Below are 15,489 nucleotides of genomic sequence, written 5' to 3' on the forward strand. Positions count from 1 at the left end.
CCATCAAAACGTTAAGAGCCCCGGGGCATTGCCTCGGGGCTTTTTTCTTATCGATAAAAGTAGTCAAAATAGCCCCGTCCCAAATTAACTACTTTGATTTTGTGTGCTGGGCGAAAGATTGGGTAGTATAGCTATTCAATGCGGCGACCCTGCCGCGTGTTAACCGCTACGTACCGGAGGTGTTCCATGGTTCGTGTCGACATAGAGACCATCGTCATGGCCGCCGGTCCCGTGCCATCGCTTATCGTGCTTCGCGAGCGCTGCGGCAAGTCGGATTCGACGGCACCCCTGCGTTCGCTTTCCATTCAGACCGGCTCGTTTGAGGCCGCGGCCATTAGCCGTGGCATCGATAGCGGTCGCGCCGAGCGCCCGATCACGCACGACGTGCTGCTTGACACTGTCGATGCCCTGGGTGCCAAGCTCGAGCGCATCGAGATCGTTCGTGCCGAGCCGCCGGTGTTCTATGCGACAGTTGTCGTGTTGGCCGATGGCAGCGAGCATAGGATCGATGCGCGTCCGAGCGACGCCATTGCCCTTGCCGTACGCAGTAATGCCCCCATGTTCGTTGAAGACGACATCATGAATCGCCTGGGCACCGTTTCTGCCCATGCGGAGGAAGTTGACGACGAGCAGGAGTTCGAGAAGTTCGACGAGTTCGTCCATACGCTCTCCCCCGATGATTTCTAAATGTCTGGCACGCGAGCGGAGAGGTCGCTGATGGGTACCCGCGTATCGGCTGAAGCGGCCGCCATATCGCGTGAAGCCCAAATGCGCTCGGAGGCATCCGAGGCGGCTCGCATCGCCTATGTGACGCAGGCCCGCACGCTTCGCGAGCGCCGCGGCTCCTATATCAAGATGGTTATCATCTCCGCCCTTGTCGCGGCAATCTGCTCGCGCCTTCGTGGTACAGTTGGTGCGCTTGGGTTTTCGATCTCTACGGGCCTCGTGATCTGGGGTGTGGTCGATGCGGTCATGCTGACCAGTCAGATCAAGGTGCTCGACAAGCGCGCGATGGATATGATGCGCACCCGCGACGCTGCCGCTAAGATCGCCGCCGAGGCACAAGAACTGTAACGACGCCAGACTCGATGGGAAGGTCTAAAGATGGCACAGGATATGCAGGACGCCGGTAACGTCTCCGCCGAGCTCGACGCCATGGTGTGCGATCTGATCGGCGCGTTCTTGGATGACCTTGCCGCCGGTGAAAACCCTGGCGTGGTCGTGGCAATTGAGGACGCCGCTTCCAACCGCTATCTGGCGGCGCTCGATGAGGATGGCGAAGAGGCGTGCCTCGAGGCGGCCACCAACTTTATCTCCGAGCACAAGATGGGTCTTAAGGACGAGGGCCTGGGCCGTATCGCTCGCTATGCCATCGGCTACACCGGCTGCGTCGAGATTGACGGCGGCTATCACGATGCTCTGCTCGTGAGCTTCTTCGAAACCACGCTCGAGAGTGGTTTTTCGGCATATGTGCTGTATGAGGGCATGGGCGCCGGCGATGGTTTTATGTGGAGCGACCCTGAACCCGCAGGTGAGGAAACCCCTCTCATCTAAAATCGCTAAAATAAACGAGTTTTCGGTAAAAGGCTCAATATTCCCGCTGAGCGTTGTATCGCTGGGCGGGCCGCATACGCGTGCCGTTTGTATATGGATAGAAGATAGGGGAACTACATGCGCGTAGACAATCTGAGGAACATCGCCATCATCGCCCACGTCGACCACGGCAAGACGACGATGGTCGACAAGCTCCTGCGTGCCACGGACGCCTTCCGTGCCAATCAGCAGGTCGAGGACCGCGTCCTGGATTCCAACGACCAGGAGCGCGAGCGCGGCATTACGATTCTCGCCAAGAACATCTCTATCGAGTACAAGGACGTCAAGATCAACGTCATCGACACCCCGGGCCACGCCGACTTCGGTGGCGAGGTCGAGCGCGTGCTGCGTATGGCCGACGGCGCCCTGCTGCTGGTCGACGCTTTTGAGGGCCCCATGCCCCAGACCCGCTTCGTGCTGCGTCACGCTATCGACACCGGCCTTAAGATCATGATCGTCATCAACAAGATCGACCGTCCGGGTGCCAACCCCGAGAAGGCCTACAACGACTGCCTCGACCTTATGGCCGACCTGGGCGCTACCGACGACCAGCTTGAGTTCGCCATGGAGCACGTGGTCTACGCCAGCGCCATGAATGGCTTTGCCCGCCTTGACCCCAACGACGGCAACATGGACATGTATCCGCTGCTCGATATGATCATCGACGACATGCCCGCGCCCGAGGTTGACGAGAACGCCCCGCTGGCCATGCAGTGCGTGACCATCGACCACTCCAACTTCGTTGGCCGTATCGGCATCGGTCGCGTGTATTCCGGCGCCATCCATCAGGGCGACCAGATTCTGGTTGTCAAGAATGACGGCTCCAGCGCCACCGCTACCGTCAAGCAGCTCTTTACCTTCGACTACCTGGGCCGTACCGAGTGCCAGGAAGTCGGCGCCGGCGACATCGCTGCCGTCGTGGGCATTGACCGCACCGATATCGGCGATGTCTACACCGACCCCGAGAACCCCGTCGAGCTCGAGCCCATCGAGATCGACCCGCCGACCCTGTCCATCGTCTTTGAGGCTTCGACCTCCCCGCTCGTCGGCCGTGATGGCGACATCGTGGGCGCCCGTCAGCTCAAGGAGCGCCTGTTCAACGAGGCCGAGAACAACGTGACCATGAAGATCGAGGAGCTCGAGGACAAGAGCGGCGTCGAGGTCTCGGGCCGCGGCATCCTGCACCTGTCCGTCCTGATGGAGTCCATGCGCCGCGAGGGCTTTGAGTTCCAGGTCGGCCGTCCCCGCGTTCTGTTTAAGAAGGACGAGAACGGCAACAAGATGGAGCCCGTCGAGCAGGCCGTCGTCGAGTGCCCGGACGAGTACTCGGGCAAGGTCGTTGAGGTCTTCGGCACCTCCGGCGGCATCATGACGAGCATGGATACCTCGGGCATCGTGACGCACCTCGAGTTTAAGATCCCGACCCGCGGCATCATGGGTCTTAAGAACCGCATCATGAACGTCACTCACGGCGAGGGCGTGTTCTACCACACCTTCCTGGAGTATGGTCCTTACGCTGGCGAGATCGGTAACCGTCAGAACGGCGCCATGATCTCCATGACCACCGAGAAGGCCGTTGCCTATGCTCTGGGTACGCTGCAGGAGCGCGGCCAGCTGTTTGTTGAGCCGGGCACCGAGTGCTATGAGGGCATGATCGTGGGCGAGCGCAGCAAGGCTGGCGACATGGTCGTCAACATCGCGCGTACCAAGAACCTGGGCAACCAGCGTTCCTCGACCTCCGATATTTCCGTCCAGCTGGTGCCGCCCCGCACCTTCTCGCTGGAGGAAGCGCTGGAGTACATCGCCGACGACGAGCTGGTCGAGATTACTCCCAAGAACATCCGCCTGCGCAAGCGTCTGCTCAACGCCACCGACCGCAAGAAGGCTGCCGTCCGCGCTGGCCAGGTAAACAAATAAGCGCTGGGCTTTATAGCGTCTAACAAGAAAGGGCGTCGACCATCGCGGTCGGCGCCCTTTCTGGTGCAAGGGGGACAGGTTCGCTTGCACCACGGTGGGGGCGGCTATCCCCTCCGACCGGCTTTCGGGTCAAAGTTAAGTTGTTTAAACATATACATAATTCCACTGAATATAGCCGGTATGATACAAAACTGTTAACAGGTAAATATCAACTGGTATTAAATTAAAAGACCTCTTGACCTGCGGTTTACATGATTGGTATCTATATTATATTTTATGCATTGTGGCATAGACGAACCGTCTTAGAAGTTGCTCCCCAATGGGTTCTTGCAATGCGCTAGGTAGGTTCTCGTAGATGTTGGGGTTTGTGTTCGATCCGACGATTCGCCGTATTCCACACCGTGTTGTAGGAATTAAGGGACAACTATGAACGCACACCGCTCGCGGTCGCTGGGTATGGCGGCCCTGATCTTCATTTTGATTAGCCTCACCGCCGCAGTTTTTCACGGCGCATCCCCCGCGCGCGCCGATGACGTTGCGAAGCCCGATCCGATTGCGATCGATGGGGATGCGGCGACGGTTGGTGTCAGGCTGTATACCGATGAGCACCACACTCAAAAGCTCGAGGATCCCGTAACGTCCACTTCGACGCTCTATGGAGCTTTCTCGGCACAATTCAAAGGCGGCAAGGCGCCTACGCCCGAGAAGAACATCGCTGTCTATAAGCTGCCCGACACCATTGTCGTTGACGACAACGACGGCGGCGACCTCATGGAGGGTCCGGAAGCCACTGCCGCCAAGGCTGGCACGTGGAAGATTAAGGACAATAAGGTCATCTTTGCGTTTGACAAAAACTGGCTTGCGTCAAACCCTGCGGAGATTTATGTCGGAGCCAATTTCTCGTTCGAGCTTGCAGACAAGGGCACCGGCTCAGGCAGCAACGCATCTGTCGTGTTCCCTGGTGTGGGAACGATCAAAATCCCTACCAAGGACGGCAAAGTCACGGGGACGAAGTCGGGGACCTTCTCCCAGGGCGCAGATGGCGTGGCCAAGGTTACCTGGACTGTTACGCTTACCGTAGAGTCGTATGCTACGGACGTTAGCTTCACTGATACGCTGGGCGACAACTTCGACTTTGTGAACGACAGTTTCAAGCTCGACGGCAAGAAGCTTGACTCCCAGCCGATGATCGACGGCCAGGTCGTAACCCTCGACAGCCTGGGCAACCTTTCCCAGGGCAACCACACGATCACGTACGATACGGTGCTGAAGAGCGGCGTTGCCGCGAACGGCGGCGATTTGATCAAAGCTGAGAATACGGCAACGTGGAATTGGGCTGGCTCAAGCGACAGCGATAACAGAACAGCTACGGCTGAGCCTGTTACATTCGGCTATGACATGATCAAGAAATCCAATGGCTCAGGCACGCCGTCGGACATCAAGTGGACGGTCAAGCTCAACCAAGGCAAGCTCAAGGCCGACATGAGCGGCTACATGTTCACTGATAATCTGGACGGAAAACAGACGTATACGGGCAACTTTACGGTTTACAAAGGCGACTCGGAGGCGAGCGGAGTCAAGATTTGTGAAAGAAAACTTGAACCTAAGGATAACTCTTTTTCCTATACGTTCCCGAACAACCTTGAGGATAAGTACGCCACCTACTGCATCGTTTATCACACCAAGATGAACGACACGAGCTCGTACGACACTGTGCGCAACAGCGCGGCCATCGAGCGCGGGGGCTCCGTTTCCGGTAGCGATGATGGCAGTTTCACGCCGCAGCTGACGGGTGTTGTGCCGATCACCAAGAGGTGCGTGAGCCACGATGAGGCGGCGACGACGGGCAGGGCGACGTGGGAGACGAAGGTCGCGCTGAAGGCGATCGTCAATGCGGCCCATCCAGGCGAGGTGACGGTGAAGGACACGTTTCAGTCGGCATGGTCGCAGAAGCTTGGTGTCGACGAAAGCTCCATTACCATTAAAATCGGCAATACCAAGCTGGTTCCGGGCACCGACTGGAGACCAACGACCAGCTATCCGGGTAATGAAACAAAGAAAAACTACGACCTCAAAATCATCGTTACCGACAACGTGAAAGCCGCTCTCGAGAACGAGGACTACGCCGTTATCACCTACGACACCACATCAGAAGCGCTGTCGGGCTGGTACTCAAACTTCGCAGCGGTCGAAGCACCGGGCCTGAGACTACAGTGGCCGTTCACCGAACCCGTCAAGTATGTTGTCAACCAAGAAACGGCGCCCGAGGTCGAGAAGCCGGAAGCGGAGTCGAAGGTGTCTTGGGTTGAGAACTTCGATTGGCATACCGTTGACGGCTCGGATGAGAAGGGCGCCTGGATCGTCGACTGGACGGTGTATGCAAACCGCCAAAAGGGTAATAAGGGCGCAAATGGCGAGTTCGAATACTATGGAGCTGGAAAGCTGGGCGGGAAACTGCTGAATATCGTTGATAGCCTTCCGGATGGTATGAGCTATGTTGCGAATTCCGCAAAGTATACGCTCGTGCAGAACCCCTATGATAAACATACGGGGCTTCATCGCGGAGGCGAGGCCAAGGAGGTCGTTACGGGTCGGACGCTCGCCGCCGACAACGTCAGCCGCAACGGCAATACGGTCACCTTCTCCATCCCCACGACTGAGCTTGAAAGCTATGCCGGCTACGCAAAGCTCACGTACAAGACGGCGGTCAAGCGCGGTGAGCTCGATACCTCCACAAACGAGGTGAAGTTCACCAACAAGGCCAGCGCCGAGTCGGGAAGCAAGAAGTTCGAATCCGGCAGTGGCACCGTCACCATCAAGAACAACGTTATCAAAAAGACTGGTGAACAGGTCAGTAGTAGCAACCGCATTAAGTACACCATTCTTGTTAACGAGTCTGCCGTTGCCCTTAAAAACGGCACCGACTTCCTTGAGCTCGTCGATACCATGGATGCCAAGTGCACGCTGGTGCCGTCGACGCTTAAGGCCTATGAGTGGGTGTATGGTGCCTGGTCACCGCTGGCTGATAAGGACTATTCGTCGAAGGTGGAGCAGGTCAAGGATGAAACTGGCTCGCGTACGAAGTTGACGCTTAAGGTGCCCGACGGGAAATACCTCAAGGTCGAGTATGAGGTTATCCCGACCGGAAACCCCGGCGAAGAGGTGTCCCTTTCCAACACCGCCGAGCTTGCGGGGGTGACGGAGGGTTCGGCGATCGACGAGCAAAAATGGAAGATTCAAAATGCGTCCGCCAGCGCGGGCGGCAACGGCTACAGCATCACGATGACCAAGTACGACGCCCAGCAGGTCGGCGCGACGCTCGAGGGGGCGAAGTTCACACTCTACAGCGTGGATATGGGCCAGGTTGCGGATGACGGAAATGTAGAGAACGCCAGAACGCCGTTTGACGAGGCCGCGATCGACGTCCCCACCGACGCCAACGGCAAAATCTCGTTCGGCACAAGCGACAAGAAGATGAGTAATTGCGTGCTCTATCAGCTCGTGGAGACCAAGGCGCCTGTTGGCTATGCCAAGGCCGATCCCACGTGGATCATGCTCAAAGGCAGCGCGAGCGACAAGGATTATCAGGCTGCGCTAACTAAGGCAAAGGACATCGTCGACGGTGCGGAGATCATCGACGATACAAAGAAGGACGAGATCTGGGTCTACGACAACCGCATGACGGGCAAGGCGGTTATTAACGCAGAGAAGGTGCTCGCAGGCGGAACGTTCAAGGAAGGTCAGTTCTCGTTCGCGCTCAAGGATGACAAGGACAGGGTGCTCCAAACGGTGACCAACGATGCCATGGGCAACGTCTCCTTCAACGTCGACTACAACAAGGCCGATACCTATACTTATACCATCTCTGAGGTCGTCCCCGAGGGCGCCGAGAACAACGTCAAGGACCACATCACCTACGACAGGACCCAGCACAAGGTTACGGTTAAGGTGGACAACGGTGAGAGGAATCTCGTCGCCACCGTCACCTATGACAATGGCTCTTCGACCCCGCCGACTTTTACCAACAGATATTCGACCACGCTTCCCGAGGCAGGCGGTGCCGGCTTGACTATGACGTATCTGGCTGGCGCTTCGCTGCTGTGCTTTGCCGCGACATGGATGCATGCTCACCGCCATCGCGATCAAGATCGAGGTGGTCGCCGTGAGTAGGCTTTGGTGCCGCTTGTTGGCCGTCGCAACGATATCTACGGTCGCTATGTTCTCTTTTGCGATGCTGCCCAGGACGGCTCGTGCTGCCGACACCGGTGCCATTACGGTGGACGGTACAGTCGCGACGCGGTATGACGCGTACCAGCTCTTTTCGGCGACAGTTATCGATGATGACGATGCTGGCCATAAAATTGCAACTGACGTAACGTGGGCGAATGGCGCGGTTCGTCAAGCCGTTCTTCCCGTGCTTCATGATGCGGGGCTTGATGGCTCGGCATCGGCGGCGCAAGAGACTGCCGAGTGGATGAATGCCGACGGGCATATGACGACCGCGCTGACGGCAAAGCTTGCCCGCGCGATTTGCAATGCCGACGCAACTTCCGTGGCCCTTAACGCGGGCACGGCGGCCGAGCTGCCCTGCGGCTACTGGCTCATCGTCGCCGACGGCGACGTCATCGCCCAGGGCGAGGCCGGCACCGCGCCGATCATGACCCTGGTCGGCGGCAGCGCCGTTACCGTCAAGCCCAAGGCGGCGACCCCCAAGGTCCAAAAACACGTGCTGGAGGACAGCACCGCCGCCTGGCAGAAGGCCGCCGACGCCACGGTTGCCGACGACCTGTACTGGCGCCTCTCGGCCACGGTCCCGGCGGGGCTCACGGCGTACGACACCTATACGGTACAGTTCGTCGACACCATGAGTGCGGGGCTCGACCCCTCCAAGGTGGCCGCGAGCGTGCGCGTGTACGTGGCGGCGGGCGCGGACGGCGGCTTCGACGTCGTCGCATGTGAGGGCGGCAACGCCAACTCGACGCCGGCTAAAGGGTGGACAGACATTACTTCACGGTGCAAGGTCTCGGTCGAGGGCAATGCCTTCACCGTGCGCACCGGCGACCTCATCGCCGCGCTCGGCGGGGCTGACGCCTTTGCCGCGGGCGCCCGCGTGGTTGCTGTCTACAATGCGCCGTTGGGGGCCAACTGCAATCGAGGCGCCACCAAGGGCAACCCCAACGAGGTCTACCTGCGTTACCCGCGCTCTCCCCTCGTCGACCAGTCCGGCGATGCCGGATTCACCCATACGCCGAGTGATGACGCCACGGCCTATACCTGGGGACTCAGCCTCATCAAGCGCTCGAGCTCGGACGATAAACCGCTCGCGAGTGCCAAACTGCGCATCATCGATGACCGCGGGCGCATCCTAACGACCGACGGCTCGTGGTCGACGGATGCTGACGCGTGCGTCACCACGGGCGCGGACGGCCACGCGGAATTGAGCGGTGTGGACGCGGGTGTCTACACCGTCGAGGAGGCCGCGGCTCCCAAGGGATACACCGCCTTTGAGGGCAAACGAACGGTAACGGTTACGTCTGAGGGATTGGACGCTAAGCAGGTGGCGGCCGCGAAGCCCAAGGTGACCGTGTCGGCCGAAAGCCCTCTGCGGGTTGATACCGCTGATGCCGGGACGGGTTCGATTGAACTGTCGGTGCTCAACACTCCAAGCAAAGAAGCAAGTCGAGGCTTTATGCCCTCGACGGGAGATAGAACGTTGGTGCTGGTGGCGGCTTTGGCTGCCATCGGAGTGGCGGCTATTGTTGTCGCGCTCGTCATCAAGCGGGGAGGCGGTCGTCGTAAAAAATAATTGCCCCCCTGCTTAATGGCGTGCTGCCTCCGTAGCGAGTGACGCACAGGCCTACCGACCTGATGATCATTGGTTTTGAAAAAGTTACTAGAGAACCCTCCAAGAAAAGCGGGGCACCCGGTCGACATGACCGAGTGCCCCGCTTCGTTTGTTGGTGCAAAGTAACCTGGCACCTTTGTGGTGGTTGGTGGCTAAGCGGTGGGGAGTCCTGGCATATTAGCCGGCTGCTGCGGCTTGAGGTGGGCGTTGCGCCAGATGATCTGGATAACGTAGCCGAGCATAAAGACAAAGGCTACGCCGCTGATGAAGTCACCTACGAGGGGAAGCCCCGTGAGGGCGCCTGCGATTACGCCGCCCACGGCTGCCATGGCGTAGCGGTTTTGGTTGTGTCCGACCATGCGGGAGATCGCGCACCCCGCAAAGGCACTCGACACCAACGCGATGCCGATAACGCCGCACAAGAGGGCTCCGGCAAGCGACAGACCAGCGATAGAGATAATTAGCAGTAGGACGGCGGGGACGATAGCAATCGTGCCCAGAAGACCGCTCACCCACAGGGGTATGGGGCGCTGGTGGAGCATGCCGGCGGCGCTGGCGGTCGCGCGCGGAAAGACGAGCTCGAGCAGCAGAGCGACAAAGCAGGTCGAGAGTGCCGCGGCGACGATACCGCCGATGACATCGTTAACGGTGGAAGTATCCTCGTTCTCGGTGCGGTCGATCTTGAGCGCGCCTACCTCGGCTCCTGCGGCACGCTCGGGGTCCTCGGAGACGTGCGCGTTCACGGTGCCGGTGATGTGGGCGTTCTTGCCCAGGATGAGCTTGTCGGCCCAAACCTCGACATCGCCCTCGACGGTGCCATCGATGGTCACCGTGTCGCCCGCAAGCGCTGCCGACTTGGTAGAGCCGCGCAGGGCAACCGTCTCGCCTATCGCGTAAAAACAGTTGGCGGTGCTGTCGGAATTGAGCACAACGTGCTGACCGACGACCGTGACGCTGCCATCAACCGTGGTCTTGGCGATATCGATAGTGCGTGCCGCCAAGCGGACGGCGCCGCCCACCGTGCAGTCGCGGATGGAGAGGCTCTCGCCTGCTGCAATTATGTCGCGGCCGATGGACGCATCGTCCAAGTTAAGGGCCTGACCTGCCCAGTACAGGTCACCTTCGACGCCGGACGAATTGGCGTCATTGTCGGTCGCAAGCACGTTGCCTGCGGTGTCCGTGCCGGCGAACGACGCCGTGGGAAGCGCGGTGACCGCTAGAGCGATGAGCGCGAATAAGATCGTGATGCGGCCCCACGCTTTACGGCGCTGGGTCGACGGGAATTGATTACAGGGCATAGTGAATCCTTCGTCAGATGCTCGACATGCACCTAACAGGGTACCCAACGCGTGGGCGCTCTAAAAGAACCTCTCGGTTGCATTTCGAAGGATGAGCCCGCGCCACCTACTTTTTGCGGTGCAAAAAGCGTGCGATGTCATCCTCGGTGGGGCTTTTGATATCAAAGCGCAGCGACAGCCAGCGTAGTCCCATGGTCACCACGACGCAAACGACCAGTGCGACGACATTGCTGACCAAGCCGCTCATGACAAGGCAAACATAGCTTGCCGATCCGGCGATGGCCGCGATGGCATAGAAGTTGGTGCGTTGGAAGATACCCGGCACCACACCCATAAAACCATCTCGCAGCATGCCGCCGCCCACCGCGGTAAAAAAGCCCATCATGATGCACACCGCCGGCGCAAAGCCGTAGACCAGCGCCTTGTCTGCGCCGGTTGCCGCATAAATACCCACCGAGATGATATCGAGCAGGGGAATGAGCTTTTCGGGCTTGTCGACGATTGCCGGGAAGATGTAGATGATGGCCGCGGTGGCGATGGAGAGCGGGAGCGCCATCGGTTGGTTGAGGATGTAGACGTTGCCCACCTGCAGCGTCATATCGCGCAAAAGACCGCCGCCCAGTCCACAGACCACGGCGAGCGCGACGGCGCCCACCAGGTCGAGTTTGTGCTCGCGTGCGACCAACACGCCCGAGATCGATGCCGCGACGACGGCGAACATCTCGAGCCAAAACGGGATGGCAACCATGGCATCCGAGGCGTGTGCGGTAACGATCATAGCGGCGGCAACGGGCAAGATGGGGTCCTTTGAGTTACGGGTTTAGACAATGCCCGTACATAGTACATGTTCGGCGCCGATTGCGACCCTATTGCTCGGCAAACGGTTGGCAGCGGATGCTGACATGGCATTGCTGGAATGCCGGGGATCCAAAACATGTACGTCACCCTCCAAAAACGGCATTTTTCGACATCTTTGGAGGCGGACGTACATGTTTGGATTGAGCTCACAGCATGAGTGAGTTGATTTACTCACATCCGGTATATTTCCCCACTTCAACGGACATAAGAGTTGGATACCGGCTCAGAGCGAGAGGCCCTCAATGGATACCCCTGTTCTCATTTCGCATAAAACCGCATGGCTTGTTCATCATGCACCCCAGAATTTGGTTCAGTCTCTTGCGCGGCACGACTACCAGATAGGCGCACAAGGCATCTCCACCCAGCAACGTGTTGCGCGCATACGACAGGCTCTTACCGACTGCGGCATTCCGTCCGATATGCTTAAGACTATCGATATCGCGGTTGTATTCGAATTCGAGCGAATTCGTACCAAAGGCGTCGTTTGTCACATTCTTGGACAAAATCTTCCCTACGAGCATATTAACGAGTTGACGCCCGGAATCTTCATCACCGACGAAGCCTTCACCTTTGTGCTCGCTGCCGAGTGGATGGATAGGATCGAATATCTCGAATATGGCTATGAAGTTTGCGGCGATTATCGCATGAGGCTCAATCCCGCCGACCCTTATACCGGGCAACCAGCCACTACCTCCAAGGATGAAATAACCAAACTGCTCGATCGGCACCCCGGCAAACCCGGTGCCACACGTGCACGGCTCGCGCTCAGGCACATCTACGATCACTCGGCCTCGCCTATGGAGACCGCTTCGGCAATCGCCCTCTCGCTCCCAACAAGCGAAGGCGGCGTTGGTATCCGAGGTATCGAACTCAACAAACCGCTCGAGATCCCTCAACGTCTCTGGCATTGCACAAAAGCCCGAACACTCAAAATCGATGCCCTCATTACCTATAAGCGCAGGGAGCTCGGTATCGAATATAAGGGCGGTTTTCACGATGAGCTCGAGCGCAAGGGAGCAGATGCGGAGCGAGAAGCCGTTCTCTCCCAAATGGGATATCGAATCGTTACGCTCACTTCGGCTCAGTTCGGCAGCCAGCTCGCCTTTCACCGCGCCATGAACAACATTCGCGAAGCACTCGGCATGCCTCGCTGTACCGACACCGGGTACCAGCGAGAGCAAAACGAACTACGCAAGGCGCTTATCCGCAACTGGAAGGGCATGCGAGACGAAGAGGCACCTTCCGAATAGTGCCACTCCCGTGAACTCAATCCAAACGTGTACGTCAGCCTTCAAAGATGTCGAAAAATGTCGGTTTTGGAGGGTGACGTACATGTTTGGGGAAGCGTGGGATCGAGACGTATTTCGATAACAAAAAAGCTCCCGTTGTTGGGAGCTTTCTCAACCAAAATGGCGGAGGAGGAGGGATTCGAACCCTCGTGACCTTATACAGGCCAAACGGTTTTCGAGACCGCCGCATTCAACCACTCTGCCACCCCTCCGCGTGGGGTAAAAACAAAGCAGGCTCGAAGGCCTGCTTTGGAATTAACTGGCGGAGAGTCAGGGATTTGAACCCTGGAGACGCTTTTGACGCCTACACGATTTCCAATCGTGCTCCTTCGGCCACTCGGACAACTCTCCGTTAAATGCGAAAGTCAGTATACACGAGGAATCGCAAAGTGCAAACAGAAAAGTTGGCATTTTTTAAAACGCTTTGCCGCGCTTGGCGTTGCAGTGGGGTTTGAGGTGCCAAAAAACGGCTTCCGACCAGCGTGGTTGATCAACTCAATTGTTCAAAAGGGGTATTCATAAGCGACTTGGCGATGAATTTAAAAATCTTTGGGTGGTGCTGTGGACCACTGGTATGCATTTCGCGACCACAGCCTTGTGCCCGTTGACCTGCGGCTTGGCTCAGCTTGTCCCCGCGGCACCGTATCTTGTCCACAAATCCGTCAAGCTCTTGGTCTGCATTTGGTTGGAATGCGCGTGAAACGTGGTGTGAGTATGGGCATATGTGGAGGTCATGAGGTTGTAGCTGCATATTCTTGCAGCCTAGGAGGTTGAAAGATATTATTACCAAGTCTTTTCCTGCTTCAGGCGCACCTTCACGACCTGAAGCCACATTTGCCCAGAGGAGGTGACAATATGAAGGCTTATGAACTGCTGTTCTTTGTTGACCCGTCGCTCGACCCCGAGACTCGTCTCGCTGTTATGAAGCGTATCGATACCACGATCGCTGAGGGCGCTGGCGAGGTCGACTCCGTTGACGAGTGGGGCAAGCGCAAGCTCGCCTACGAGATCAACGACCTCACCGATGGTGACTACACCCTCATCAACTTCCACGCAGATCCTACCCAGATCGCCGAGCTTGATCGCGTCCTGCGCATCACCGACGCTGTGGTCCGCCACATGATCGTCCGTCGCGACGACCAGGAGTAAGACTGTCGTTTTGGACTGGGCTTGTGCCCCAAGAGGAAGTAGTGAGTTATGAGCATCAATCGAGTGAACATCACCGGTAACCTCACCCGCGATCCCGAGCTGCGCGCCACCGCCGGCGGAACCCAGGTTCTGTCCTTTGGCGTCGCCGTGAACGATCGTCGCCGCAACGCGCAGACTGGCGAGTGGGAGGACTATCCCAACTTTGTCGACTGCACCATGTTCGGCACCCGCGCCGAGGCCGTGAGCCGTTTCCTGGCAAAGGGAAACAAGGTCGCGATCGAGGGCAAGCTGCGCTACAGCTCTTGGGAGCGCGACGGCCAGCGCCGGAGCAAACTTGAGGTCATCGTCGATGAGATCGAGTTTATGAGCTCCCGTGGTGGCCAGGGTGGCTACGATCAGGGCGGTTACGCCCCCGCAGCTTCCGCGCCCGCAGCACGTCCTGCCGCACCGGTGGCTACGCCGCCCGCGGTCGACGTCTACGATGAGGACATCCCGTTCTAAGGGTTGTTCACCTATTTTTGAGTGAGAGGCGGCTTCGGTTCGCCGAAGTTGCCAAATGAAAGGTATTTTGACATGGCTAATGATTTTTCTGCACGTCAGCCGCGTCGTAAGTACTGCCAGTTCTGCAAGGAGAACACTGAGTTCATCGACTATAAGGACACTCAGCTTCTCCGTAAGTACATGACCGACCGTGGCAAGATCAAGCCCCGTCGCGTCACTGGCGCTTGCACGCAGCATCAGAATGACATCGCCAACGCCATCAAGCGCGCCCGCGAGATGGCTCTCCTGCCGTACACCGTCCCCGTGGTTTCCTCTCGTGGCAACCGCGACCGCGGCTAAGAAGGGAGACACATCATGAAGGTTATTCTTCTCGATGAGATCAAGGGCAAGGGCGGCGAGGGTGACGTCGTAGAGGTCGCTCAGGGTTACGCTGAGAACTTCCTGTTCCCCAAGAAGCTCGCTGTTGCCGCCACCAAGGGCAACCTCAAGCAGCTTGACGAGCGTCGCAACAACATCGCCAAGCGCGAGGCCGTCCGTCTGGCTACTGCCAACGAGACCAAGGCTGCCTTCGAGGGCAAGACGGTCACCGTTGACGTCAAGGTCGGCGACGAGGGCATCCTCTTTGGCTCCGTTACCGCCGCTATGATCGCTGACGCCATCAAGGCTCAGCTCGGTATGGACATCGACCGTAAGCGCGTCGAGCTCGGTAAGCCCATCAAGGTTGCCGGTGCCCACACCGTTGCCATCTCGCTGTACCGCGAGATCAAGGCCGAGGTTGTCGTTCTCGTCGGCGTTACCGCCGAGGAGCTCGCTGCCGAGGCTGAGGTCGAGGAGGCCGCTGAGGTCGCCGAGGCCGAGACCGCCGAGGTCGAGACTGAGGCTGCTGCCGAGTAGCATTTGCTGCAACGCAACAATCTTGTTCTAAGAAGGGCGCTCTGGGTAACCGGGGCGGCCTTATTTGATTCAAGACTTTAGTCTGCTGGCCGCGCAGCGGCCAGCTTTAAACCACCCGCTACGCGGGTGGAGACAAACGGCTTTA

Annotated in this window: 13 protein-coding genes and 2 tRNA genes; 11 read left to right on the top strand and 4 right to left on the bottom strand. The window is 58.3% G+C overall.

Annotation, left to right across the window (positions count from 1 at the left end; all coding sequences use genetic code 11):
• Positions 1-186: 186 nt before the first annotated feature.
• The 6 genes from ABCN01_RS07530 (at position 187) to ABCN01_RS07555 (ending at position 9,316) form a co-directional block, all read left to right on the top strand.
• Positions 187-687: a bifunctional nuclease family protein gene (locus ABCN01_RS07530; RefSeq protein ID WP_342996775.1), complete on the top strand. Its 501-nt coding sequence runs from the start codon at positions 187-189 to the stop codon at positions 685-687.
• A 30-nt stretch (positions 688-717) separates the two neighbouring features.
• Positions 718-1,074 carry a hypothetical protein gene (locus ABCN01_RS07535; RefSeq protein ID WP_342996776.1) on the top strand — a complete coding sequence of 119 codons (357 nt, stop codon included), beginning with the start codon at positions 718-720 and terminating at the stop codon, positions 1,072-1,074.
• A 30-nt stretch (positions 1,075-1,104) separates the two neighbouring features.
• Positions 1,105-1,554: a hypothetical protein gene (locus tag ABCN01_RS07540; RefSeq protein ID WP_089572580.1), complete on the top strand. Its 450-nt coding sequence runs from the start codon at positions 1,105-1,107 to the stop codon at positions 1,552-1,554.
• A 117-nt stretch (positions 1,555-1,671) separates the two neighbouring features.
• Entirely contained in the window at positions 1,672-3,510 is a 1,839-nt protein-coding gene (gene typA / locus ABCN01_RS07545; RefSeq protein WP_055287536.1) for a translational GTPase TypA, read from the top strand.
• A 426-nt stretch (positions 3,511-3,936) separates the two neighbouring features.
• A complete protein-coding gene (locus ABCN01_RS07550) occupies positions 3,937-7,680 on the top strand; it encodes a Spy0128 family protein (RefSeq protein ID WP_342996777.1) in 3,744 nt (1,247 codons plus the stop codon).
• Complete coding sequence (locus tag ABCN01_RS07555) at positions 7,634-9,316, top strand: isopeptide-forming domain-containing fimbrial protein (protein WP_342996778.1); 1,683 nt, start codon at positions 7,634-7,636, stop codon at positions 9,314-9,316. The genes ABCN01_RS07550 and ABCN01_RS07555 overlap by 47 nt, the downstream gene beginning before the upstream one ends.
• Positions 9,317-9,507: 191 nt before the next feature.
• Here the strand turns inward: ABCN01_RS07555 and ABCN01_RS07560 are convergent, their stop codons facing one another.
• The gene (locus tag ABCN01_RS07560) at positions 9,508-10,653 is read right to left on the bottom strand and encodes a DUF8173 domain-containing protein (protein ID WP_342996779.1); all 1,146 of its coding nucleotides are present in this window, start codon (positions 10,651-10,653) and stop codon (positions 9,508-9,510) included.
• Positions 10,654-10,759: 106 nt separating this feature from the next.
• The gene (locus tag ABCN01_RS07565; protein ID WP_229065363.1) at positions 10,760-11,449 is read right to left on the bottom strand and encodes a trimeric intracellular cation channel family protein; all 690 of its coding nucleotides are present in this window, start codon (positions 11,447-11,449) and stop codon (positions 10,760-10,762) included.
• 304 nt (positions 11,450-11,753) lie between these two features.
• Here ABCN01_RS07565 and ABCN01_RS07570 point away from each other — a divergent pair, with 304 nt between their 5' ends.
• Complete coding sequence (locus ABCN01_RS07570) at positions 11,754-12,761, top strand: hypothetical protein (protein WP_342996780.1); 1,008 nt, start codon at positions 11,754-11,756, stop codon at positions 12,759-12,761.
• A gap of 160 nt (positions 12,762-12,921) precedes the next feature.
• Here ABCN01_RS07570 and ABCN01_RS07575 read toward each other — a convergent pair.
• Both ABCN01_RS07575 and ABCN01_RS07580 read right to left on the bottom strand, forming a co-directional pair.
• A tRNA-Ser gene (locus ABCN01_RS07575) sits at positions 12,922-13,012 on the bottom strand.
• A 48-nt stretch (positions 13,013-13,060) separates the two neighbouring features.
• Positions 13,061-13,151: transfer RNA gene (locus tag ABCN01_RS07580), tRNA-Ser, on the bottom strand.
• A gap of 504 nt (positions 13,152-13,655) precedes the next feature.
• On the opposite strand from ABCN01_RS07580, the gene rpsF reads away from it, so the two are divergent.
• From rpsF to rplI, 4 genes are all read left to right on the top strand, one after another.
• Complete coding sequence (rpsF, locus tag ABCN01_RS07585; RefSeq protein WP_342996781.1) at positions 13,656-13,949, top strand: 30S ribosomal protein S6; 294 nt, start codon at positions 13,656-13,658, stop codon at positions 13,947-13,949.
• Positions 13,950-13,997: 48 nt separating this feature from the next.
• Complete coding sequence (locus tag ABCN01_RS07590) at positions 13,998-14,450, top strand: single-stranded DNA-binding protein (protein ID WP_138341029.1); 453 nt, start codon at positions 13,998-14,000, stop codon at positions 14,448-14,450.
• Positions 14,451-14,522: 72 nt separating this feature from the next.
• Positions 14,523-14,789: a 30S ribosomal protein S18 gene (gene rpsR / locus ABCN01_RS07595; RefSeq protein WP_342996782.1), complete on the top strand. Its 267-nt coding sequence runs from the start codon at positions 14,523-14,525 to the stop codon at positions 14,787-14,789.
• Positions 14,790-14,804: 15 nt separating this feature from the next.
• Positions 14,805-15,344, top strand: a complete 540-nt coding sequence (gene rplI / locus ABCN01_RS07600; RefSeq protein ID WP_022094073.1) for a 50S ribosomal protein L9 — start codon at positions 14,805-14,807, stop codon at positions 15,342-15,344.
• Positions 15,345-15,489: the final 145 nt, after the last annotated feature.

Source organism: Collinsella aerofaciens (assembly GCF_039062365.1).
GTDB lineage: Bacteria > Actinomycetota > Coriobacteriia > Coriobacteriales > Coriobacteriaceae > Collinsella.

Coding starts and splice junctions, on each gene's coding strand:
- ABCN01_RS07555 (WP_342996778.1), top strand. CDS start 7,634: ATGCTCACCGCCATCGCGATCAAGATCGAGGTGGTCGCCGTGAGTAGG.
- ABCN01_RS07540 (WP_089572580.1), top strand. CDS start 1,105: ATGGCACAGGATATGCAGGACGCCGGTAACGTCTCCGCCGAGCTCGAC.
- rpsF (WP_342996781.1), top strand. CDS start 13,656: ATGAAGGCTTATGAACTGCTGTTCTTTGTTGACCCGTCGCTCGACCCC.
- ABCN01_RS07590 (WP_138341029.1), top strand. CDS start 13,998: ATGAGCATCAATCGAGTGAACATCACCGGTAACCTCACCCGCGATCCC.
- typA (WP_055287536.1), top strand. CDS start 1,672: ATGCGCGTAGACAATCTGAGGAACATCGCCATCATCGCCCACGTCGAC.
- rpsR (WP_342996782.1), top strand. CDS start 14,523: ATGGCTAATGATTTTTCTGCACGTCAGCCGCGTCGTAAGTACTGCCAG.
- ABCN01_RS07530 (WP_342996775.1), top strand. CDS start 187: ATGGTTCGTGTCGACATAGAGACCATCGTCATGGCCGCCGGTCCCGTG.
- ABCN01_RS07570 (WP_342996780.1), top strand. CDS start 11,754: ATGGATACCCCTGTTCTCATTTCGCATAAAACCGCATGGCTTGTTCAT.
- ABCN01_RS07535 (WP_342996776.1), top strand. CDS start 718: ATGGGTACCCGCGTATCGGCTGAAGCGGCCGCCATATCGCGTGAAGCC.
- ABCN01_RS07560 (WP_342996779.1), bottom strand. CDS start 10,653: ATGCCCTGTAATCAATTCCCGTCGACCCAGCGCCGTAAAGCGTGGGGC.
- rplI (WP_022094073.1), top strand. CDS start 14,805: ATGAAGGTTATTCTTCTCGATGAGATCAAGGGCAAGGGCGGCGAGGGT.
- ABCN01_RS07550 (WP_342996777.1), top strand. CDS start 3,937: ATGAACGCACACCGCTCGCGGTCGCTGGGTATGGCGGCCCTGATCTTC.